Annotated in this window: 22 protein-coding genes; 12 read left to right on the forward strand and 10 right to left on the reverse strand. The window is 39.7% G+C overall.

The window, feature by feature from the left end; genetic code table 11:
* The first annotated feature begins 72 nt into the window (after window positions 1-72).
* Window positions 73-1257: a DegT/DnrJ/EryC1/StrS family aminotransferase gene (locus tag PLZ15_09835; protein ID HOI30043.1), complete on the forward strand. Its 1185-nt coding sequence runs from the start codon at window positions 73-75 to the stop codon at window positions 1255-1257.
* A 34-nt stretch (window positions 1258-1291) separates the two neighbouring features.
* Here PLZ15_09835 and PLZ15_09840 read toward each other — a convergent pair whose 3' ends face one another.
* On the reverse strand, window positions 1292-1861 hold the full coding sequence (locus PLZ15_09840) for a hypothetical protein (GenBank protein ID HOI30044.1): 570 nt from the start codon (window positions 1859-1861) through the stop codon (window positions 1292-1294).
* Window positions 1861-2853 (reverse strand): flotillin-like protein FloA, encoded by a 993-nt coding sequence (gene floA, locus PLZ15_09845; protein HOI30045.1) that lies wholly within the window; start codon window positions 2851-2853, stop codon window positions 1861-1863. Before floA ends, PLZ15_09840 begins: the two co-directional genes overlap by 1 nt.
* A gap of 179 nt (window positions 2854-3032) precedes the next feature.
* Between floA and PLZ15_09850 the strand changes: the two genes are divergently transcribed.
* From PLZ15_09850 to PLZ15_09880, 7 genes are read left to right on the forward strand one after another with little or no spacing between them, the layout of a single operon-like run.
* Window positions 3033-5528 (forward strand): ATP-dependent Clp protease ATP-binding subunit, encoded by a 2496-nt coding sequence (locus tag PLZ15_09850; protein HOI30046.1) that lies wholly within the window; start codon window positions 3033-3035, stop codon window positions 5526-5528.
* Window positions 5529-5549: 21 nt separating this feature from the next.
* Window positions 5550-5831, forward strand: coding sequence for a 4a-hydroxytetrahydrobiopterin dehydratase (locus tag PLZ15_09855; GenBank protein HOI30047.1), 282 nt, complete (start codon window positions 5550-5552; stop codon window positions 5829-5831).
* A complete protein-coding gene (gene pyrE, locus PLZ15_09860) occupies window positions 5831-6406 on the forward strand; it encodes an orotate phosphoribosyltransferase (GenBank protein ID HOI30048.1) in 576 nt (191 codons plus the stop codon). The genes PLZ15_09855 and pyrE overlap by 1 nt, the downstream gene beginning before the upstream one ends.
* 15 nt (window positions 6407-6421) lie before the next feature.
* A complete protein-coding gene (locus PLZ15_09865) occupies window positions 6422-7690 on the forward strand; it encodes a M64 family metallopeptidase (protein HOI30049.1) in 1269 nt (422 codons plus the stop codon).
* 10 nt (window positions 7691-7700) lie between these two features.
* Window positions 7701-8939, forward strand: coding sequence for a PP2C family protein-serine/threonine phosphatase (locus PLZ15_09870; protein ID HOI30050.1), 1239 nt, complete (start codon window positions 7701-7703; stop codon window positions 8937-8939).
* Complete coding sequence (locus PLZ15_09875; protein HOI30051.1) at window positions 8936-10249, forward strand: 4Fe-4S dicluster domain-containing protein; 1314 nt, start codon at window positions 8936-8938, stop codon at window positions 10247-10249. The genes PLZ15_09870 and PLZ15_09875 overlap by 4 nt, the downstream gene beginning before the upstream one ends.
* A 52-nt stretch (window positions 10250-10301) precedes the next feature.
* The gene (locus PLZ15_09880; protein HOI30052.1) at window positions 10302-10853 is read left to right on the forward strand and encodes a BMC domain-containing protein; all 552 of its coding nucleotides are present in this window, start codon (window positions 10302-10304) and stop codon (window positions 10851-10853) included.
* 2 nt (window positions 10854-10855) lie between these two features.
* Here PLZ15_09880 and PLZ15_09885 read toward each other — a convergent pair whose 3' ends face one another.
* The 4 genes from PLZ15_09885 to PLZ15_09900 form a co-directional block, all read right to left on the reverse strand.
* Entirely contained in the window at window positions 10856-11563 is a 708-nt protein-coding gene (locus PLZ15_09885; GenBank protein ID HOI30053.1) for a hypothetical protein, read from the reverse strand.
* 77 nt (window positions 11564-11640) lie between these two features.
* Window positions 11641-12039: a hypothetical protein gene (locus PLZ15_09890; GenBank protein HOI30054.1), complete on the reverse strand. Its 399-nt coding sequence runs from the start codon at window positions 12037-12039 to the stop codon at window positions 11641-11643.
* A 19-nt stretch (window positions 12040-12058) separates the two neighbouring features.
* Window positions 12059-12499, reverse strand: coding sequence for a RidA family protein (locus PLZ15_09895; protein ID HOI30055.1), 441 nt, complete (start codon window positions 12497-12499; stop codon window positions 12059-12061).
* Window positions 12500-12533: 34 nt separating this feature from the next.
* The gene (locus PLZ15_09900; protein HOI30056.1) at window positions 12534-12884 is read right to left on the reverse strand and encodes a cupin domain-containing protein; all 351 of its coding nucleotides are present in this window, start codon (window positions 12882-12884) and stop codon (window positions 12534-12536) included.
* A 106-nt stretch (window positions 12885-12990) separates the two neighbouring features.
* Here PLZ15_09900 and PLZ15_09905 point away from each other — a divergent pair, with 106 nt between their 5' ends.
* The gene (locus PLZ15_09905; GenBank protein ID HOI30057.1) at window positions 12991-13794 is read left to right on the forward strand and encodes an SDR family oxidoreductase; all 804 of its coding nucleotides are present in this window, start codon (window positions 12991-12993) and stop codon (window positions 13792-13794) included.
* Window positions 13778-14284, forward strand: a complete 507-nt coding sequence (locus PLZ15_09910) for a VOC family protein (GenBank protein ID HOI30058.1) — start codon at window positions 13778-13780, stop codon at window positions 14282-14284. Before PLZ15_09905 ends, PLZ15_09910 begins: the two co-directional genes overlap by 17 nt.
* Here the strand turns inward: PLZ15_09910 and PLZ15_09915 are convergent.
* Genes PLZ15_09915 through PLZ15_09925 form a run of 3 tightly spaced genes read right to left on the reverse strand, consistent with a single transcriptional unit; the run spans window position 14281 to window position 20621 of the window.
* On the reverse strand, window positions 14281-15972 hold the full coding sequence (locus tag PLZ15_09915; protein HOI30059.1) for a hypothetical protein: 1692 nt from the start codon (window positions 15970-15972) through the stop codon (window positions 14281-14283). The genes PLZ15_09910 and PLZ15_09915 overlap by 4 nt on opposite strands.
* Window positions 15969-16694: an ABC transporter ATP-binding protein gene (locus PLZ15_09920; GenBank protein ID HOI30060.1), complete on the reverse strand. Its 726-nt coding sequence runs from the start codon at window positions 16692-16694 to the stop codon at window positions 15969-15971. The genes PLZ15_09915 and PLZ15_09920 overlap by 4 nt, the downstream gene beginning before the upstream one ends.
* 15 nt (window positions 16695-16709) lie before the next feature.
* Window positions 16710-20621, reverse strand: coding sequence for an AAA family ATPase (locus tag PLZ15_09925; protein HOI30061.1), 3912 nt, complete (start codon window positions 20619-20621; stop codon window positions 16710-16712).
* A 155-nt stretch (window positions 20622-20776) separates the two neighbouring features.
* On the opposite strand from PLZ15_09925, the gene PLZ15_09930 reads away from it, so the two are divergent.
* On the forward strand, window positions 20777-21424 hold the full coding sequence (locus PLZ15_09930; GenBank protein HOI30062.1) for a head GIN domain-containing protein: 648 nt from the start codon (window positions 20777-20779) through the stop codon (window positions 21422-21424).
* A gap of 87 nt (window positions 21425-21511) precedes the next feature.
* The gene (purE, locus tag PLZ15_09935) at window positions 21512-22012 is read left to right on the forward strand and encodes a 5-(carboxyamino)imidazole ribonucleotide mutase (protein HOI30063.1); all 501 of its coding nucleotides are present in this window, start codon (window positions 21512-21514) and stop codon (window positions 22010-22012) included.
* On the opposite strand, the gene PLZ15_09940 is transcribed toward purE, so the two are convergent.
* A complete protein-coding gene (locus tag PLZ15_09940; protein ID HOI30064.1) occupies window positions 22009-23007 on the reverse strand; it encodes a cation diffusion facilitator family transporter in 999 nt (332 codons plus the stop codon). The two genes, purE and PLZ15_09940, sit on opposite strands and share 4 nt — an antisense overlap.
* Window positions 23008-23111 lie beyond the last annotated feature (104 nt).

Raw genomic sequence — 23111 nt, forward strand, 5'->3', positions numbered from 1 at the left:
GATTCTTCATTAGGTTGGATTACAAATAATATATAATTTTGCAAAGATAAATTTTGAAATGAGGGAGAAAAAATGAAAGTACCGTTGCTCGATTTAAAAGGGCAGTATCAATCAATCAAAAAAGAAATTGACGAAGTAGTCCAGAAAGTAATCGATTCGCAGTATTTTATTATGGGTCCGGATGTCGGCAAGCTTGAAGAGGAGATAAACGCTTATCTTAACTGCCAGTTCTCGGTTGGTGTCTCTTCAGGAACCGATGCGCTCCTTCTGGCATTGATGGCGCTTGATATCGAGCCGGGTGACGAAATAATCGTACCGACTTACTCATTCTTCGCAACAGCGGGCGTGGTAGCGCGTTTGAATGCGAAACCGGTATTTGTTGATTCCGATCCGCTTACCTTCAATATCGACCCGAAACTGATTGAGAAAAAAATTACTTCGAAGACTAAAGCGATTATTCCGGTTCATCTCTACGGACAGAGCGCCGATATGAACCCGATTATGCAGATTGCTAGAAAATACAGTCTCTTCGTTATAGAGGATGCCGCTCAGGCGATCGGTACGCAATACAAGGACGGAAGATTTGTAGGAACGATTGGCGATATCGGCTGCTTTTCATTTTTCCCGAGTAAGAATTTAGGCGGTTTCGGCGACGGAGGAATTGTTACTACAAATAATCCGAATCTTGAACACAAGATGAGAATAATGCGCGTACACGGAATGGAACCGAAGTATTACCATAAAGTGATCGGAGGAAATTTCCGCCTCGATTCGCTTCAGGCGGCAGTACTTCGTGTTAAACTCCCTCATCTCGATGCATGGTCCGAAAAACGCAGAATGAACGCCGCTCTCTATACAAAATATTTTATCGAAGCAAACCTTGCCGAAGAGGAAGGAAAATTAACATACGATCCGAACAACAGAGTTCTGCTTCCAAAAGCTGTTTATATGCCGAACGAGGAACAGAAGGCGCACGGACTTCTTAAGAATTACCATATCTATAATCAGTTTGTTATCCGTGTTGAGAAGCGGGATGAATTATGGGAATATTTGAAGAAGAAGGATATTGGCTGCGAAGTTTATTACCCGGTTCCTTTCCACCGTCAGGAGTGTTTCCAGTATCTGAATTGCAAGGATTCGGATTATCCTGTATCCAACGCTGCCGCATCACAGAGCCTCGCGCTGCCGGTCTATCCTGAATTATCGGAGGAACAGATTAAGTATGTTGTTGAGATGATAGCAAAATTCATGAAGTAAAAAAAAGCCCGCTTTCAAGCGGGCTTTTTCATTTCTACTTTATCTTCCTGAGTGCTCTCGGCTTATTGATTATCTCGGAGATAATAAAAAGATCCCTGATACTCTGAGGGTCTCTAAGTTTCTGTTTTATTTCAACAGTACGCTTATTGAGCGAAACCATGGTAATAGGTTTATGTTTCGTAACAGCCGGTTTTAATCTCTTTTTAGATTTTTCAAGAGTTGTAATCCTGTCGTAATTCACATCAGCATATTCTTTCTCGATATTCCTGTATTCATACTTCTCTTTTTCTTCAACTTTTTTCTTGAAATCCTTTTCTGGGTCCCACGACTGGTATTCGAGATTCTCCTGGTTTTCAGGACGGGAATACGGATCCGCTTCTTCAGGTTTCGGGATTTTCAGGCCGAACAATTCTTCAAGAATATCCTGGGAAGAAGGTCTCTGAGGAATACCTGTTTGAGGAACTCTTCTAGTCGGCTGGGGAATATCCGGAACAGTTGTATCAGAAGGTTGTGCCTTCTGCTGTTTTTTCTTCTTACCGAACAGGGAGCTGAGAATACTGTAGATAACAAAGAAGAAGACGATTATTTCAATTATATTATCCATCAGTTACTGTCTTTATCTTTTTTCTCGTCAGGTTTAGCGATTGTATTCCTCATTTCGGTATCAGCCTGAATGTTACGTAAATTATAATAATCCATAACGCCAAGATTTCCTTCGCGGAATGCTTCTGCTATCGCTCTCGGAATTTCAGCTTCAGCTTCAACAACTTTGGCACGCATTCTTGCAACTTCGGCGGTCATTTCCTGTTCGGATGCAACAGCAGCTGCTCTTCTTTCTTCTGCTTTCGCTCTTGCAACTTTAAGATCCGCCTCAGCCTGATCGGTCTGAAGAATAGCGCCGATGTTCGTCCCAACGTCAACGTCGGCTATATCGATCGATAGAATTTCGAATGCCGTTCCTGCATCAAGGCCTTTCGATAAAACTACCTTAGAGATAGAATCGGGATTTTCAAGAACTTCCTTATGAGTTATGCTTGAGCCGATAGTAGATACAATTCCTTCGCCAACACGTGCAAGAATTGTAGCTTCGCCTGCGCCGCCAACGAGGCGTTCGAGGTTTGTTCTAACAGTAATTCTTGCCATTGCTTTGAGCTGAATTCCGTCTTTTGCAACCGCAGATACAAGGGGTGTTTCGATAACTTTCGGATTAACCGACATCTTCACGGCTTCGAGAACATCTCTTCCTGCCAGATCTATTGCGGCTGCCTTCTCGAATTCAAGATCGAGATTTGCTTTATTTGCTGAGATTAAAGCGTTAACAACTTTTGTTACGTTTCCGCCTGCTAAGTAATGCGCTTCTAAAAGTGAAATATTTAAATCCAATCCTGCTTTCGTAGCAGCAATTAAATTTCTTACAATCACCTGGGGTGATACTTTCCTTAATCGCATTCCGATCAGGTCACGGAAAATCTTTACTTTTACACCGGAGAAATAAGCTGTAATGAATAGTCCGATCGGCACATAGTAGAGTATTATTATCAGAAATATTACAGCAACAACAATTATGAGAAGGGATAATCCCGTCAAAGCTTCCATTTCTACTCCTTTTTAATTAAAACTGATTGCAAAATATTAATAAAGAGGGACTATTACAATTTAGTTCCAAATCAAGCCGTTAATTATCCGCCTTGATAAGGGAGACCTCAATCTTTATATTTAAGAAACCATTTAACGCTATTTTCTGTTGAAAGAGCTAAGATTTAGAAAGGAATAATATGGAAGGCAATTTTTCTGAAAGGGTTCAGGAAGTTATAAGGTTAAGCCGCGAAGAAGCTTTAAGGTTGGGTCATGATTATATCGGCACCGAACATCTGTTGCTTGGTATTATAAGGGAAGGCCAGGGCGTTGCCGTCAAAATTCTTAGAAACCTCGAAGTCGATCTTGTAAAATTGAAAAAAGCAATTGAGGATACCGTCCGGACTTCCGGCGGAACTCTAACGATCGGAAATATACCTCTTACCAAACAGGCCGAAAAAGTTCTTAAGATTACTCAGATCGAATCGAAAATCTATAAGTCGGATGTAATCGGTACTGAACATATTTTACTGTCTCTGCTGAGAGATGAGGACAATATCGCGACACAGATTTTACATCAGTTTACAGTTACCTATGATAATGCCCGTGCCGAATTGAACAGTATATTAAGCACTAAAAGCACAGAAAAAGGCGGGACTGCTCAGCCTTTTACAGCAAAGAAAATCGATAAATCTAAAACTCCCGTTCTTGATAATTTCGGTCGCGACCTTACCAAGCTGGCAATTGAAGATAAACTCGATCCTGTAATCGGACGTGAAAAAGAGATTGAAAGAGTTGCCCAGGTACTGAGCCGCAGAAAGAAGAATAATCCAGTTCTTATTGGCGAACCGGGCGTAGGCAAAACAGCTATCGCTGAAGGTCTTGCTTTAAGAATCGTTATGCGTAAAGTGCCCCGAATACTCCAGGATAAGAGAGTTGTAACTCTCGACCTTGCAGGACTTGTGGCAGGTACAAAATACCGCGGACAGTTCGAAGAGAGAATGAAAGCCCTTATGACAGAACTGGAGAAGGCAGACGACGTTATTCTCTTTATCGACGAGCTCCACACAATTGTAGGTGCCGGCGGTGCCTCAGGTTCTCTCGATGCTTCAAATATGTTTAAACCCGCGCTTGCCCGCGGGGATATTCAGTGTATCGGTGCTACTACTCTGGATGAATACAGAAAATTTATTGAAACAGACGGCGCACTCGACAGGCGTTTTCAGAAAGTAATGGTCGATCCGCCGAGTGCCGATGAAACTATTAAAATTCTTGAGAATATCAAATTCAAATACGAGGAACATCATCACGTTAAATACTCAAACGAAGCGATCGATTCGGCTGTTAGATTAAGTGAACGTTATATAACCGACCGTTACCTGCCCGATAAGGCTATAGATGTAATTGACGAAGCCGGCTCGCGTGTTCATATGGGTAACTTTACGGTTTCGGAAGAAGTTCTTAAGCTCGAAGAGGAAATTGAAAAGATTAAACAGCAGAAGATCCAGGTGGTTAAACAGCAGGATTATGAAGAAGCTGCACGCCTGAGGGATAAAGAACGGCAGTTCCAGTCCGACCTCGAAATCGCGAAAAGAGAATGGGATAGTAAAACTAAGGACCTCGTTTATGATGTAAGCGAAGATGATATTGCAACTGTCGTCTCCATGATGACGGGAATTCCGGTAACTCGTGTTGTACAGGCAGAATCCGAGAAACTTCTTAAAATGGAATCTGCTCTCAAAGAAAAAATTGTAGGGCAGGATGAAGCGGTTATTAAACTTAGCAAAGCGATTAGAAGAACTCGCGCAGGATTGAAACGGGCTAATAAACCGATTGGCACTTTTATATTCCTTGGGCCCACAGGCGTTGGTAAAACCGAGCTTGCTAAAGAACTTGCAAGATACCTGTTCGATAGCGAGGAAGCCCTTGTCCGGATCGATATGAGCGAGTATATGGAAAAATTTGCAGTATCAAGACTTGTTGGCGCACCTCCCGGATATGTGGGATATGAAGAAGGGGGACAGCTGACTGAACGGGTTCGCAGGAAACCTTATTCGGTCGTTCTATTTGATGAAATTGAAAAAGCTCATCCGGACGTGTTCAATATTCTCCTTCAGGTACTTGATGACGGTCAATTGACAGATAGTCTCGGCAGACGCGTCGATTTCAGAAATACAATTATTATTATGACGTCCAACGTCGGAACCAAGGATATTAAGACTACAGGCGGATTCGGATTCAGCGGTCAGAGCGAAGCCGACCACTATTCCCAGCTCAAGAATACTGTTGAGGATGCAATGAAACGTCTCTTTAATCCGGAGTTCCTGAACCGTATTGACGAAGCCATCGTATTCCGCAGCCTCGATAAGGATGATATCAAACAGATTATCTCTATCGAGATGAAGGACCTGGTAAAGAATATAAGCGACAGCAAGATGAGTATCGAGCTTCATAAATCGTCAATTGAATTTCTAACCGATAAGGGTTTTGATCCCAAATTCGGAGCAAGGCCTTTAAAGAGAGCAATCCAGAAATATGTTGAGGATCCTCTTGCCGAAGAACTCCTTCTTAATCATTTTAAAGAAGGGGATAAGATTCTTGTTAAACATAAGAAGAATACTGAAGAATTATATTTTGTCCCGGCTAAGACTACGGAACCTGAAGAGCAGGGTAGCGAAGAGAAGCAATCTGTTTAATTATCTGCGTAAGGTATTTGTATGAAATTACTTAGTACTGAACAGATAAAAGATTCTCTGACTTTACTTGGCGATTGGAAAATTGAAAATGATACATTAGTTAAAGTCTTCCATTTTAATGACTTCCCGGAAGCACTTGCTTTTGTTGTAAGGTCCGGTATTGAAGCTGAAAAGATGGATCATCATCCGGATTTACTCCTCTTTGGATGGAATAAAGTAAAGGTTTCAATTTTTACCCATAGCCTGGGCGGATTAACCGAAAAAGACTTTAATCTGGCACAACAAATCGATAAAATAAAATAATGAAAAACATCTACGATATTTTCCTGAGTACAAATGCCCTTTTAAACGGGCATTTTTTATTAACTTCTGGAAGACATAGCAATCAGTACTTCCAATGCGCCCTTGTGCTCCAATATCCTGAGTACAATGAGATCATTTGCAAAAAAATTGCCGATCATTTCAAGAATTTTGAAATTGATGCCGTCATTTCACCTGCTATCGGAGGCATCATAGTCGGTCAGGAGGTAGCCCGGCTTCTCAATAAAAAGTCGATCTTTGCAGAAAGAGAGGAAAAGAAACTGACCCTGAGACGCGGATTCCATATCGAAGAGGGAAAAAAGTACCTGGTCTGCGAAGATGTTGTCACAACCGGCGGATCAGTTTTCGAAGTGATGGAAATTGTTAGGGAATATGGTGGGATTGTTGCCGGAGTCGGGTATATAGTTGACCGGAGTAATAATAAAGTCCAGTTCGGTGTCCCGCAATTCAGTACTCTACAACTAGAGGTCGTATCATATCTGCCTGAAGAGTGCCCACTCTGCGCAGAAAAAAAGATTGAACTGGTAAAACCCGGTTCCAGAAAGATTTCTAAATAATTTACAGGGGGTTAAATGAAAAAGATCCTTTCGATTTTTCTGCTCGGATTTCAATTAATTTCCGCGCAAACGGGATTTGAAAAATATTTTTCAGGAAATACTTTACGCCTCGACTTTTTTCATACGGGCGATAAGTCTGCCGAATTGATAACATTCGATAAGCTGATTGAAGAAGGACCCTGGAGCGGGACAAGAACAAACCTGATCGATCCTTTCGGTTATGGGAATTATATGCTAAAGGTTTTTGATTCTGCTTCCGGAGACCTGATCTATTCGAGAGGATTTTCAACACTCTTTCAGGAATGGCAGACTACTGAAGAAGCTAAAAATACTAAAAGAAGTATGTCAGGCTCTGTAACTATGCCTTTTCCTAAAATGAAAATCCGGATTGAAATCCACAGAAGGGACAAGTTCAATAATTTTGAAAAACGATTTGAATACATGGTAGATCCACTTAATTATTTCATCATCAAAGAAAAAATTAAACCGTATCCAAGTTTTCAGGTCTATTATTCAGGCGATCCTTCAACAAAACTTGATATTGTCTTAATTCCGGAGGGTTATACGGAATCTGAAATGGAAAAATTCCGCTCCGATTGCAAAAGATTTGCCGGTTACCTTTTTGAATATTCACCATTCAAAGAAAACTCAGATAAAATAAATTTCTGGGGAGTGGAAGCTCCGTCACCGGAAAGCGGCACTGATATCCCGGGTAAAAATGTTTGGGTCAGAACAATTGTTAATTCTCATTTCTATACTTTCGACAGCGAAAGATATCTGATGACGACCGATTATCATACGATTCGTGACATTGCCGCTAATGCACCCAACGACCAGATCTTTATACTTGTTAATACTTCGAAATACGGCGGCGGGGGAATTTATAATTATTATAATGTTACTTCGGTTGATCACCAGGCATCGAAACAGGTTTTTGTTCATGAATTCGGTCATGGACTGGGTGGTCTTGCCGATGAGTACGGCGATGATCCTACATATCAGGATTTCTATCCGGCAGGAGTTGAACCATGGGAACCGAATATTACTACTATGGTGAACTTCGAAAGCAAATGGAAGAATCTGATCGATAAAGATACTCCGGTTCCTACTCCCGATGAGGAGAAATTCCGGAATAAGATCGGAGCTTTCGAGGGTGCCGGTTATGTCCCTAAAGGTGTCTACCGTCCTACTCACGACAGCATTATGAGAGCATTTACATCTAATGAGTTCAACCGGGTCTGCAGGGAAGCACTGGAAAAAATTATTTTCTCATATACAGAATAGATCAAATTTTATGGATCAGAAAAGATTATTAAAAACCATCGATTCAATTGCAGGCGGTTATTTCAAAACTGAAACCGAATTAATGCAATCTGTTGTTGAACAGCTGGTTAAAAGCAGCAAATTCAATGTTACAGGCGGTAGAATCTGGAAATTAAATCATTCTAAAAAAGCCTATAAACTTCTTTTCCAGACTGGCAATGTTCAGAAGATTCCTGATGATTTTTATCTCAACATCAAAGAATATCCGATATTTGAAAGACTCTCCAGAGAAAGGACTCTTCTTGCCGATGAAACAAACAAAACTCTTCTTTCAAAAGGGATTTTCCGTTATTCGGCTTCGGGTGTCGGTAAAAAAATAAATATCGGAAATAAAAAATATTATGAATACCTGATTGTGGTAAACAGCGAATCGATTGACGAAGACCTCAGATATACATTGAATATTGTTGCAACAGTTTTAACATCCAGACTGAAAGAAAGATTTTTATCCCAATCGAGAAAAAATCTGATTCAGGATATTGACAAGGCAAAAGAGCTTCAGAGAAGTATTCTGCCTGAACATCAATATAAATTCCACTTTTACGAACTGTTCGGTGTTACTATCCCGGCCGATACTGTCGCAGGTGATTTTTACGACTATCTTAAAATAGGAGAGGATGAGGAACGGCTCGGAGTAGTTGTCGGAGATGCCGCTTCGAAAGGACTTGCGGCTTCTGCAGAGGCGATGTACATATCCGGCGCTATAAGAATGGCATCCACTTTCCAGATTAAGATTACTCCGATGCTCAGCAGAATTAATCAGCTTGTAAATAAAATATTCAGCGACGATAAATTCTCATCCCTCTTCTACGGCGAATTATCCGTGGATAAAAAAGGACTTTTTCTATATGCTAACGCCGGTCAGAATCCCCCGATATTTTTCAGTAAGAAAAACAAAACTTTTACTATGCTCGATCCGACAGGACCGCTTTTGGGACCTGCCCCAAACTCGAGATATGAAACCGACAGTATAAATTTTAAGCCGGGTGACCTTCTTGTAATATATTCGGATGGAATAGTTGACACAGCCAATGAAAAATATGAATTTTATGAGGAGAAAAGACTGAAGAAGATAATCCTGGCATCAGCCGGATTATCCGCCAAGGAGATTGCTCATTCTATTCTGGATGATGTAATTAAATTCGGCACTCCGGAACCGGGATATCAAGACGATAAAACAATTGTAGTGATCAAAAGGAATGAAGAATGAACCTCGAAGAAAAAATCTACAATGCAGGTATTGTCGGTGCGGGCGGTGCCGGTTTCCCGACACACGTAAAAGCCAGATCGAAAGTAGAATTCGTTCTTGTAAACGGTGCTGAGTGTGAACCTCTTCTGCACAAGGACTATGAAATAATGCTTCACTTCGCTCCTGAAATTGTTAATGGCGTTGAAGCAATGGTTAAACAGACTTCCGCAAAGAAAGCCTACTTCGGAATTAAATCGAAAAATGCTCTCGCCGTTGAGGCTGTTGAGAATAATCTGACAAACGGAAAAATTGAAATGTGCCAGCTCGGAGATTTTTATCCTTCGGGTGATGAATATGAACTTGTCTATGCTGCGACAAAAAGACTGATACCGCCGCACGGCCTTCCTCTAGATGTAGGATGCGTAGTAAATAACGTTGAAACTTTCTACAATATTTCAAGAGCTCTTGAGGATAAACCTTTAACCAAAAAATTTGTTTGCGTGGCAGGAGCTGTTAAAAAACCTCAGACCTTTTTCGTCCCGGTCGGTACGAGTGTTAAGGAATTGCTTGAACACGCAGGCGGTGCTACAGTAGGTGAGTATGGAATATTTATGAGCGGTATTCTGATGGGACGGCTTACTTTCGACCTCACGGAAACAGTTACGAAAACAACAGCCGGAATAATAGTTCTTCCGAAGGTTCATTATCTGGTTATGAGGCAGGAACGGCCGGTTAACGATATGAACCGTATTGGTAAATCAGCATGCGATCAGTGCAGCTATTGTACGGAGTTCTGTCCCCGTTATCTTCTCGGTTATGATGTTCAGCCTCATAAGGTGATGCGCTCACTCGTATTTACGACTACAGGTCAGGCGGTCTGGAATCAATATGCCGACCTCTGCTGTTCATGCGGATTATGTTCCCTCTATGCATGTCCAGAGGATCTATACCCCCGCGAAGCATGCGACCAGGGAAAAGTCTATATGAGGCAGAACGGACTTAAATACCAGCAGCCGAAAGAAGTAAAAGTTCATCCTGTTAAAGATGGAAGAAGAGTTCCTCTCAAAATGCTGATGAGAAAACTCGACCTTTTGAAATATGATTCTCATACACCGTTCAATAAAACCAGTCCGGATCCTTCTCAGGTAAAAATTTATCTTAAACAGCATGTTGGTTCCCCGGCAAAACCGGTTGTTAAAATTGGTGATAGTGTGAAAGAAGGGGATTTGATTGGTGATATGGAAAGCGGAAAACTCGGGGCCAGAATTCACGCTTCAATCAGCGGGAAAGTCACTCATATTAACGAGGAATTCATCAGAATCAGCAGGTAGTAAAACATGAATTTAAAGATGTCATAAGTTCTATAAGCGAAAGGAAATTAAAATGGAAATGAATTCTCTGGGATTAATTGAGCTGACAAGTATTGCGGCCGGAATGCAGGCTTGCGATATTATGTTGAAAACTTCCAAAGTTGAATTAATTCTCTCAAGGACTATCTGTTCCGGAAAGTATATGGTTCTTATCGGCGGAGATGTTGCAGAGGTTCAATCTGCCGTTGATAATGCTGCCAATCAGATCGATTTTGCTGTAATAGATACATTTGTAATTCCTAACGTCCATAAGGATATATTCCCGGCTCTTTCAGGACATTCCAATGTGAGTATGCTCGAAGCACTCGGGATTCTCGAGTCTTTCTCAGTAGCGTCATTAATCGAAGGGGCAGACGCTGCCGTTAAAGCAGCAAATGTGAAAATAATTGAAATCCGGCTTGCCATGGCTCTTGGCGGAAAAGCATTCTGTACGATAACAGGGGAAGTAGCGGCCGTTCAAAGCGCTGTGGATTCTGGCGCTAAACTGATCGCAGATAAAGGCTTGCTCGTTAATAAAGTTGTAATTCCGCAACCCCGCCCGGAACTGTTGAGTGAAATGATCTGAGACTATTTGGCAAACGGTGTTTTGTCAATTAATCTTTGTGCCAGCAGTTTAATCGATTCAAGCATTTTGTTTTCAAGATTCATTTCCGGACTGTATCTTTCCTTAATAACCGCATTCCCTGCAAGTAAAACTTTTTCATTCCGGTTATCGTAGAAATAGTATTTACATCTTATTGTAAAGTTAAGTTTATATAGCCGGCTTGGACTTAAACTCGGTTCAAGACCGGGAAGTTTTTCCGCCGTGAAATGTTTTGCCGGATCCGATGTGTCGGTCTCTTCAAGCTCGAATGCAATTTTATAATTTTCAAAGAATAACACATAGAGCAAACCGCCCAGATCATAATTCAGGCGGGACTTCGGCACCATTACTTCTACTGTCTCTTTCGGATTAATCTGAAAAACTCTCTTCTCAAATTGAGGGGGAGTCTTATACGACGTAGTTTCAATTTTGTCAAATCTGCTTATCTCCTTGAGTTCTCTCGGCAGCCTTACCTTCTGTATATCATAATAAGAATTTCTTAATACTCGCAGATTTTCCAGGGTGAAAAGATCATATGATTGGGAAATGTCGATCTCATTTACATTTGTAATTATAAGTGTGGAATTCGGTTCAATATCCTTAAAATTCTGATCGATGTAAAACCTGGAAGGCGCACAGGAAATTGTAAATAGGAGAATAACTGCTGATAATAAAAAAGTCACAGGCTTCATAACTTCCCCGCAAATTTTTGACCGAAACTATCTAAAATTAACCAAACAATAAATGTATTAAACTTAACACCTGCCTTTTAAGCTTTATCTCGTATTCTGAGACAATAAAAAAGTGAGGGTGAAAGACCAATCCACAAAAGGACGATTATCCATAATCTCCCTTCGAATAAGTTATAATCGTGAAGTAATAATTCCCATGAATGGCCCATAACATAATGTCCGAAGAGGAATTCGAAAGCTATCGTCATTAATAACCACATAATGCCTATTTGATATGATTGCGATGACGAAGTTATTCTCCATTTACCTGAAACAATCCAGAGATAAATTCCGAAGAGCAGAAGCGCTGAAAAAACCGATAGCTGATGAGCCGAAAGCTCATCTAAATAAATTGTATAAACAGTCTGACGTACAATTCCGTTAAGAATCGCAATTATGATCATGGGAAACCATAGAAAAAAATATTTCTTCAGCATTGGCAATATTCCTTGATTATCATTTTACGGCAGTACATTCAATTTCGATCATCGCATCGCGGGGTAAACGCGCAACCTGGACTGTTGAACGCGCAGGTTTATGTCCTTCAAATTCCTCCTCGTAAATCTCATTCATTTTTGCAAAGTCGTTCATATCGGATAGGAACACGGTACACTTAACAACGTTAGATATTTTTGTACCTGAAGCTTTCAGAACTGCTTTTATATTCCGGAATATTCTGCGCGTCTGTTTCTCAATATCCTTTCCTTCCATCTGGCCCGTTGCCGGATCTATAGCAATCTGTCCCGATAAAAAGATGAATCCATTAGATTCAATAGCTTGAGAATAGGGACCGATTGCTTCAGGTGCATCGTAAGTTTTAACAATTCTGATCTTACTCTGTGCCGACAGAGGAGCTGCAATTATAAAAATCATAAAAATCAAGAATGACCGTTTCATATCAACCCCGTATTAATAATTTATGTAATATATATTATTCGAATTCCTTGGGAACTCCGCATATAAACACAAGCGGCTCATCCTTCGAAAGATTTTTATACTGGTGCATCTCATTCGGAAGAACCAGTGCAAAATCACCTTTCTTCAAAGGCTGTTCCTCACCTTTCTCATTGATCAGTATTCCGTTTCCTTCGATAATATAGTTCAGCTGCTCATAGTCGTGTTTGTGGTAAGGGGTAAAACCGTCAGGTTCAACCGTAAAGACCCGGAGCGAAAGATTCGGTGTACCGTCTGTTTTTGATATCGGGATCTGTTTCATCACATTTTTAGCTCCATCCATTGTGACAACATTTTTTCTGACCCCGGATAAATTTATTACTTTCATCGCAGTTCCTTATTAAATTACATGAGCAAAATAACATAAATGGTTTGCTTCTTCAATAAAACTATTTTCAGGCGTCTTCTGTTATGATTTTAAAAAAGGAAATAGAATGGAAAATCTGAAATTAAAATACGGCGAGTGGGCACTAATAACCGGTGCTTCATCTGGAATTGGAAAGGAGTTTGCGTTTAGACTCGCTTCACAGGGTATTAATCTTATTCTCGTGGCTCGAAGGAAAGATCTGCTTGAAAAAATATCGGCGATATTAAAATTGGAATATGGGATTGAAGTCATTATTGCGGCCATTGATCTTTCGGAAAATAACTTTCTGGAAAAGTTAATTGAATCAACCGGCTCAAAGGAGGTCTCAATACTTATTAATAATGCGGGAATCGGTAGACCCGGTGAATATAAAAACTCTGACCCTGAATATGAGTCAAGGATGATTAAATTGAATTGTCTGGCACCGGGTGTTTTAACAAATTATTTCGGCAAAAAAATGATTGTAAAAGGTAAAGGAGCAATAATATTCCTCGGCAGTATTGTTGCCTTTCAACCTACACCGCTTATGGCAACATATTCGGCTACAAAGGCATTCAATCTGTATTTAGGAAATGCCCTCTGGCCGGAGCTCAAAAAGTACGGTGTGGATGTATTAACGGTTAATCCCGGAAATACATCAACTGAATTTGAAAGAATGGTGCTTAACGACAATAGTCCTCTTACCAGAAATGCCGGTCAGGTGGTTGATACAGCTTTAAGGTCTTTAGGCAAAAGACCTAACATAGTTGACGGTTTGATAAATAAATTTCTTACTTTGCTTTCCAGACTGGGACCGCTAAGGTTAATAGTAGCCGTCACAGGATTGATTACAAGAAAACTATACCGGATCAATTTTGCCGAAAATAATTAAGATAGTTATAAGCATAGGGCTAGCGCTTTTTCTTGTCTGGCTTATAAAAACATATCTAATAAATGATGAAAAGGAGATGTACGACGACAGTTTCGACAGGATGCTTGAGTCCGTAGCAACTGTCCTTCCTGTAGACAATGTTAATGAATCGGTAGAGTTCTATAAAAGGTATTTCGGTTTTACACTGTACAGTATCTTTCCTGATGAAGGAGAAGCAACCTTAGCAGTGGTAGAGCGGAAAAAACTTTATGTAATGTTTCAGGACCGAAAAGTATTTAAGGAAGAGAATAAAAAATATATCGGCGGTGAAATTGATCCGTCCTTTACACTTCTGATCGATATTGACAATGCTTATGAATTATACGATAGTTTAAAAACAAAACTTGAAGTCGTTCAGGAACTGCAATTGATGTTTTACGGACAGCTTGAATTTTCGGTGAGGGATCTTGACGGATATATCATTACTTTTTCCCAGGATATAGGAAATTAAAAATCCTTTTTAAGAGAATAGAGCGCCCCTCTTATTGATAAAATAATTATGAATGCCGATAGTAAAGCAACCGGGATAACCGGATAGAATACTTTTAACGGATCATAAGACTGTTGAATCATGATTGAGAGAAAGTACTGGCTGACCGGCTGAAAAAGTAGAATCACAATCAGAAGGATATAAATTATAACCAGCAGGAATGTTATTGAAGCGCCCTGCGAAGATGATACACGTATTGCGTTTTTCTCCCTGTAATTTGCAAACAGCCCTCCCATTCCCAGATTAATCAGAATTATAGTGACAGCAGCAATCAGGTTAATAAGTAGAGCGGAGATTTCAAAAACGAAAAAAAATCTGAAATTAATAAAATAGCTCAATCCGGTGCTGATAAGCAGAATTAATGTCCCCATAGGAACCAGTTTTTTCCTCAAAAAAAATGAATTATTAACTGGGGCCGATTTAATCTTCCAGAAAGAATATCCTTCCAGACTTATCATCGGGAAAATAAATCTTAATGATAATGTTGATATAAGGAGCATATTAAAAAGGAATACGGAAAGATAAATCCCGGTCTGAAGATAAAAATTCCCGAGCCCAACATACCTTATCCCCGAAACACTCGAAATAAAAACAATGATCAGGAAACAAAGAACTAGTAAATGAATCCATTGAGCCGGTTCACGTACAAAAACCCAGAAATCCTTCTTAAGAATTGACTCTGTTCTAGAATCCATTCTCGATTTTCTTGAAAAATCTAAAAATAAATTACTGTAGTGTCTGTCTCCTTTAAAATCACCGGAGATTTTAAGATTCAGAAGCCATGTTTTAAAGTAGAGTCTGTTCCCAAGGAAAAGAGCAATAATGAATAAAACTGTTGATAATAATATTTGAGAAATAAAAAGAGGAATAGCATTAGACAATTGATTAGTAATAAGCCAGTATGAGGATTCGGCCAGCCAGCTGTTCGGCAGATATTTTATTACCGGCGGAAGCAAATCATTAAGGTATATATTCCTCTCTATGAACGGGTAATATTTTAAGACTGAATTTGTAAGTTCGAGAGGGGAATTGATAGTGAAGAAAAGAGAGACTATAATAATATATAATAGTGCCAGTCCTGTAACCACTCTTCGCGGATTGAATCTGGAGCCGAGCTTCATAAGAATCATTAGAATTATCACGCCTAAAGAGCCGGCGCTGAATATGAATGGAATGAAATTGCCGATTATGAGCAGCAGCAAATGATCGGTACGCATTTGGAAATATGATGCATAACCGAGCAGAACCGATAAAAGTATCAGTAATAGAGTCGATGAACTGTAGAAAAAGTTATCCAGAAATTTCAGAATGAATATTTTTACCGGAGTCACCGGCTTTGTAAAAAGAAATCCGATTTCGTTCGACTTGTACAGGGTTGAATAAGAAACTATTATGTTGCCGATATTAACTGCAAGAAAGAAGATGAAAAGAATTATCGATATAAATTCATGAAGCAGAAATAATCCGATTTTTATATCTGTCATGAGGAACTGAATAAGTCTTCGTGAAAAGAAGAAAGCCCCTACCGCGAAACCGATATAGATTAATGAACTCCCGAAGTTTTTTATTAAGCCCGCAAGATCAAGACGGTCGTTTAACCTTATAAACGCAATGGCTTTGTACTTCAGTATGTGAATAAGCTGATTCATTCTTCATTAGTCAATTTTATGAATAATTCCTCTAAGTTCCTGTTATTCTCGGATTTCAGCTTTGCTAATGCGGTTAATGAATCATTAAAAATGATATTTCCCTTATTTATGATTCCCACCGAAGTACAAATCTCCTCAACAACATTCAGACTGTGGGTCGACATGAAAATCGTAACTCCGTTACCGACTGATTCGGTAAAAAAGCTTTTTACGATATAAGCGCTTTGCGGATCGAGGCCGATCATCGGTTCATCCACAATAATCAATTCTGGCTTATGAATAAATGCCGATGCAATAACAATTCTCTGTTTCATTCCCTGGGAGTATTCTTCGGTTCTTTTATCAATCCAACTTTCAATTTTTAAAAGATCAATCAGCTCATCAATTCTGTCCTTAACAGTTTTTTTTGTCAATCCGTAAAGTCCTCCGCTGAAATAGAGAAATTCTCTTCCGCTTAGTTTATCGTACAGAAACGGCTGATCCGGTATATAACCGATCTTCTTTTTAGACTCGATCGGATTCTGCCATACATCATTCCCCTCCAAAAGGATGTTGCCGGAGGTAGGGGAAAGGAGTCCTGTTATCATTTTAATTGTTGTAGTTTTTCCTGCACCGTTAGGGCCGAGAAAACCGTACAACTCTCCTTTATTAATTTCAAGATTAATGCCGTTTACCGCGGTAAAGGAACCGTAGTTCTTTTTCAGATTTTTTAATGTGAGCATTGTGATATAATTTAATTAATATTTAACGGCTTGAAGGTCTTCCAGCACAATAGTCTTCAGGTCGTAATCATCAGGATTAAGAATACTCAGGATTCTCTGTTCCTGGTTACTAATGGCTGAATATAAAATATTCCTGGCTACTTTAGAGTTGGAATAAGACGAACCTTTTTGATGGCTTAATTCGGTAAATATTTCGAGTAAAATCTGAAGAGCACCTTCATCCAGATTGTAGCCGTGTTTATCGGCAATTTCGTTTGCAATTGTAAGAAGCTGACGTGGTGTATAATCTTCGAAATCGAAACGGTGCGGAAAACGATCAAGAAATTGAGGGAATTTAGATGTGAATTGTTTTATGCTGTCTACAGGTCCTTCAAGAAAAACAACAAGTTTATCCCTGTAGTAATCTATTTTTTTTGCGATAGTTTCGAGCGCTATCAATCCGCTCTCATTATCGTCGAGCAGGAGAGTATAGGCATCTTCAATAAATAATGTACCGCCTATCGATTCTTTTATTTTATTTTCGGTTTTCATAATTGTCTGTTCGGGATATGCGCCGATAAGGTCGGCTCTGGAGACTTCGATGAAGTGGCCTTTTCCCAGGATACCAAGTTCTTTAAGTATTCTGCTGATCAGCTTGGCAACCGTAGTTTTTCCGGTACCGTCGCTTCCAATAAGTAGAGCATTATAATTCTTTTCGACAACATGAAGTCCGCGCTCCTTTTTTAACTGGGCTATCTTCGAACCGCTTATTAGTTTAAATACATTCTCCTTAACTTTTTCAAGTCCTACGAGAGAATTCAACTGGTCTATATATTCCTGAAGCTTAAGGGGATCCCCTTTTACCTGATATTCTTTTGCATCGGTTCTGATTTCAATAGCTTCTTTTATATCATCAATAATTATTGTGCTCAGTTTTTCTTCGGTTCGCACCTCCTGAGGTATATCGGCAATTCTTAATAGCATTTTTTGTTTAACTGAATCGAGAAGATTCCTCACAATCCTTGCATTTCCGAATTTCTTATCCCGGTTCTTATATAAGTCGGAGAAATGTTTATTAAGTGCTTCTTCAGCATCCTTAGTAATCGTCTTCTTTTCATTTTTAAGGGAGCGGAAGACAATTTCCATCAATTCAGCAGGGGAGTAATCATCGAAGGTAATCGATTTACTGAATCGCGACTGTATACCCGGATTACTTGCTACGAAAGCTTTCATTTCCTCGGTATAACCTGCTGCAATTACTATGTACTTGGAGCGGTCGTCCTCCATCCGTTTAAGTAGAATATCGATGGCCTCCTTGCCGAAATCGCTTCCGGATCCGTCCGGTTTTACAAGAGCATATGCCTCGTCGATGAATAACGTTCCGCCGATAGCTTTATCGATAAGTGCCGTAGTTTTTTCGGCTGTTTGTCCCACATATCCGGCTACCAGTCCCTGGCGGTCTGTTTCAACGAGGTGACCTTTAGTTAGAATTCCAAGAGCCGAAAAGATTCTGCTGAAAATTCTTGCTACGGTGGTTTTACCGGTACCTGGGTTTCCGAGGAAGAGGTAATGATTTCCGAACTTAGCCCGGAGGTCTTCGCCCTGCTCTGCAAAAAAGCGGGCAAGTTTTACAAGATCGTTTATTTCTTTTTTAACCGATTCAAGGCCTACAAGATTATCGAGCTCCTTCAGCGCTTCTGAAAGCTGTTCTTCGTTTATTAAAAGGACTAATTGCTTAGCCGACGTCTGCTGAAGAATCAGCTTGATATCTTCTTCGTTTATTGTATTTAAAATTTCTTTCGTTCTTTCCTTATCCGGCAGAGTAACGACCCTTTTGCTTAGATTAAGTTTAGCTTCATTTAAAATATTCTTTACCAGCCGGGCATTGCCGAAAGATTTATCCCTGTTCCTGTAGAGTTTTACAAACTCCTTCTTTAACAATTCCTCGGCCTCAGAAGTTAGAATATATTCATCTTTTTTAAGGTAAAGATTAAAAATCTGTACCATCTCTTCTGGAAGATAGTCTTCAAAAGTAAATGTATGCGTGAATCTCGATTTTAAACCGGGATTAGAATTAAGAAATGTATTCATTTCCTCCGGATAACCTGCTACTATAACAACAAACTCTCCTTTCTTATCTTCCATCCGTTTCAAAATAACATCAATGGCTTCCTGACCGAAATCCTGCGATCCTCCTTTTTTAATAAGTGTATAAGCTTCGTCTATAAACAGAACTCCGCCAATAGCATCTGTTACAATTTTCTCTGTCTTTTGCGCGGTCTCACCAATATACTGACCAACAAGTGCGGAACGGTCCACTTCTACAACATGGCCGGAAGGGAGGATTCCCATTGCCTTAAGAATTTCACCAAGAAGACGAGCAACAGTAGTTTTACCTGTGCCTGGATTTCCTATAAACACAGCATTAATGGAAATCTTCTCATCTGTCTTCAATCCGTATTTTTTTCTCTCGTTAGTGAATTTGAGATATGCTATAAAATCTCGGACGGTCTGTTTAATATTGTTTAGACCAATGAAAGAGTCGAGCTCTGTAAGCAGCTGATCGATCGACCTGGCAGGGTCAGTCCTGGCGACAGGTGCCTTGATCTCCTTTTTCTCCTCAACCTTTTTTGATGGGGGAGATTGAGGAACTTTAAGCTCTTCTTCAGGAATACCTGAATTGCTTATCCCGAAAGTCCTTTCTCCGATTTTAAAATTATTGATGTAAATCTCAACTTTACCCTGGCCTGTTTCCCACGAGGAAGATCGTTCAGATCCAATCGTCTGCGCAAAAATTACTGAATCCCAGTCTCTGGGAATATTCAAACGGAAATTGTTACGATGAATCTCAAAATCATTAAGATACCAGACAGTATTACAATTATAGGTCTTATCAGACTTGCCAAGGAAGGGATTATTAAAAATTACTTCCACACCAATTGCAGACATATTCTTGTTAACGTGACTGTAGAAATTCCTGACATTCACCTTTGCATCTTTAACGGCATCAAAAATTTTAATTGAAAAAAGATCCGCATAATCGTTTGGATAAAAAATTGATTCGGATTTTAAATCGAAATCGAACTGGGGAATTATATTCGTATCGGTGTGTTCATATTTAAGGTCCGTCCCTGTTTTTCTGGAAGGTGATGCATCTTTCTCAAAATCCTCCTCTTCAGTAAGGATAAATTTTTGAAGAGTATTAAAAATAAGATTGAATTTATCATTCCCCTTGAATTTACTTTTTAGATTAATTGCCTTCTGGTATGCGGGGCGGAATTGGAAGAGGAGATACATTGATTCAATTTCCAGTAATTCAGCCTCTACTTTATCTTTCTTAAATCGATCCTGTGACAGGATCTTTTGAGCGGTAAAAAGAGCAAACCAGTATTCTTTTGCTTTTATTGCCTGCTTTCCGTCGTTTAGAAATTGACCGATATTTTGTTCGTTTAGCCTGAAACTCTCCTGGAACACACTTTTGGCTTTAATGAACCATTCCCTCTGCTGAATCAGGGAAGAATCTCGATCCCCGGCAATTTGAATTGCCTGGTCAACTGCGTTGATTGCTTCATCAAATTTTTTTAATCCGGCATAAGCGCGGGCTTTTGTAATGTGAGTCCAGCTTAATAACTCTTTTTCTTTCTCTATATTCTTCTCAATATCGGCGATAGCTCCTTCGAAGATGCTCATTCTTGTAAGAAGATAGGCTCTGAAAAACCTTGTCTTGGCAGATTCACTCTTTAATTCAACTGCGAGGTTAGCATATTCCATCGCTTTGGAAGGATTACCGTTTTCAAGATACGCCCATGCTGCGCAGATTACCGCTTCACTGTCGTTAGGCCTGAATTCGCATAACTTTACGGCGGCATTCAATGCAAGTCTGTGGCGGCCGTGCCATAAATGATCGTAAGCCTCGGCCTGTAAGTTATTTAGTTCATCGTTTGTCATACAGATTTCAGAATCCGGTATGTAATCTAAGAAATAAATTAAAAAATTCTAATATTATCTTAAGATGCTCATAATATGGATCACAAAAATATTTTTATGTATGAGGAACATACATTGTATCATTCCGTCTAAAGAATCAAAGTTTGGAGATTGTTATGAAACTTAAAATTTCTGTTATACTCATTTTAACAGGATTGCTCTTTTCCAGCTGCACATTCTGGGGAGTGAGGGGAAACGGAAAAATCAAATCCGAATCCCGATCTGTTAAAGAATTCTACAGAATTGATGCAGCAGGCGCTTATACAATTAAAGTAAGGGTGGGAGAAACCCAATCAATTCGGATAAAAGCTGAAGAAAACCTTTTACCGTTGATTCGCACTTTTGTTAAGGGAAATACGCTTGTAATTGAGAATAAGAAAAATTTATCCCCTAGGAAAGAACTACTGATCGAAATAACCACTATGGAGTTATCATCAATCGAATGTTCGGGTGCCAACGATATCGAAGTTTACGGAATTGATTCGGATAAATTCCAAATCGAGCTCTCCGGTGCCGGTAGCATTGAACTTGAAGGTACCACTGATCAGTTTTATGCCGATTTATCAGGTGCAGGCAGCATTGATGCCCGATTACTTATTGCCCGTAAGGTGTTTATTTCGGTAAGCGGAGCGGCCAGCGCAAATGTTCATGCCAAAGAATATCTGGATGCTTCAGTCTCGGGTGTCGGTTCAATCGATTATTATGGAGATCCGAAGAATACTAAGACTGATGTCTCCGGTGTAGGCTCAATCAGCAGAAAGTAAATTCTAAAAATCCTTTCGTTATAGAAGCAGAGTTTTACAGGACTCTGCTTTTTTATTATCTTTCTTATCAAAATTAGGAAATAAAATATGACATCCGGAAATAAACCACTTGTCGGTATAGTAATGGGAAGCGATTCAGACATCACAATTATGCAGAAAGCCGCCGAAGTTCTGAAAGATTTTTCTGTCGGATATGAAATGCGAATCCTCTCTGCACATAGAGTACCGAATAAACTGAAAGAATTTATCAGTCAATCGGAGAAGAAGGGGATCAAAGTTTTTATTGCAGGTGCCGGACTTGCGGCACATTTACCTGGCGTTGTAGCGGCTTACACTACTTTGCCGGTTATTGGTGTGCCTCTTAAAAGCGGTGCTCTCAACGGATTCGATTCATTGCTATCAATAGTACAGATGCCTCCCGGAGTTCCTGTTGCAACCGTTGCAATTGATGGTTCTAAGAATGCTGCTTTGCTGGCATTGCAGATTCTTGCTACGAAAGAGGAACTGATCGCAGATAAATTAAAAGATTATAAAAAGGAGATGGAGAGTACTGTCCTTCAAAAAGATGCAGAGCTGAATAAGATCTAGTCAATTTCATAAACGGGATTACCAATAAGCTTTCTGGCATCCCATGAGAATTCGATCTTCTTCTCATCCTTTCTTTCTGTGCATTTGTTGTAATTGCAATATTTGCAGCAATCAGGTTTACAGTAATCCATATGGACACGTATCCCGGTTGCCGGAAATATCTTACGTAATGAATCTCTTATGTAGGTCTCTTCATGATGCGATTGTTCAATAGTAAAGTAGTAAGGTAATATAAGGTGGAAATCCACAAATACTATCTCACCTGATTTCCGGAATCTTAAATGATGAATGTCAATCCAGTAGTCTTTCTTAATCTCTTCAAATAGATTTGTAATAGATTCCAGCATACTTATATCAGTTTCGTTCATTAGTCCGCTGATTGATTCTCTTATCAGCTTGTAACCGGTAAAAAGAATGTTGAATGCAACGACTATTGCTATTATGGGATCGAGCACTAAGTAACCTGTTATAAGTACTAACACTAATCCGGCAACTACTGCTATGCTTGTATATGAATCGGTCAGAACATGCTTCCCATCAGCAATTAATGTAAGTGAATTTGTTTTCTTCCCTTGTCTTATCAAATAGAGTCCGAGAAAAAGATTGACGATCCCTGCCAGTGCAATTATGGATGTGCCGATATCAAGCTGCTGCATCGATACACCTTGTAGTAGAGCGATAAGTGAGGAATAAATTATTGTGACTGCGGCAACTATAATCAGGAGTCCTTCAATTCCAGCAGAAAAGTATTCTATGTTTCCGTGCCCGTATAAATGAGATTCGTCAGCCGGTTTAGAACTTAGATAGATGCTGAACAAAGCCATTGATGTTGCTGCGACATGAACAACAGATTCAGCTGCATCCGAAAAAATTGCTGTTGAACCGGTTATCATGTATGCCGAAATTTTAGCGGCAAACATACTTAATCCAACTATCAGGGATAGCCAGGCAGCCCGTCGCTTAAGTGCAATATTTGATACGTTGAATTTCTCCATTACATTACTCAATTAACTTTCTGCAACTTAAAAAAAATAATTGGAAGAAAGAATCTGATTATGGCAGAATCTGCTTTTTTGTTCGAAAATGAAAGAATTTGTTT

This window comes from Melioribacteraceae bacterium, assembly GCA_035362835.1.
Classification (GTDB): Bacteria; Bacteroidota; Ignavibacteria; order Ignavibacteriales; family Melioribacteraceae; genus DSXH01.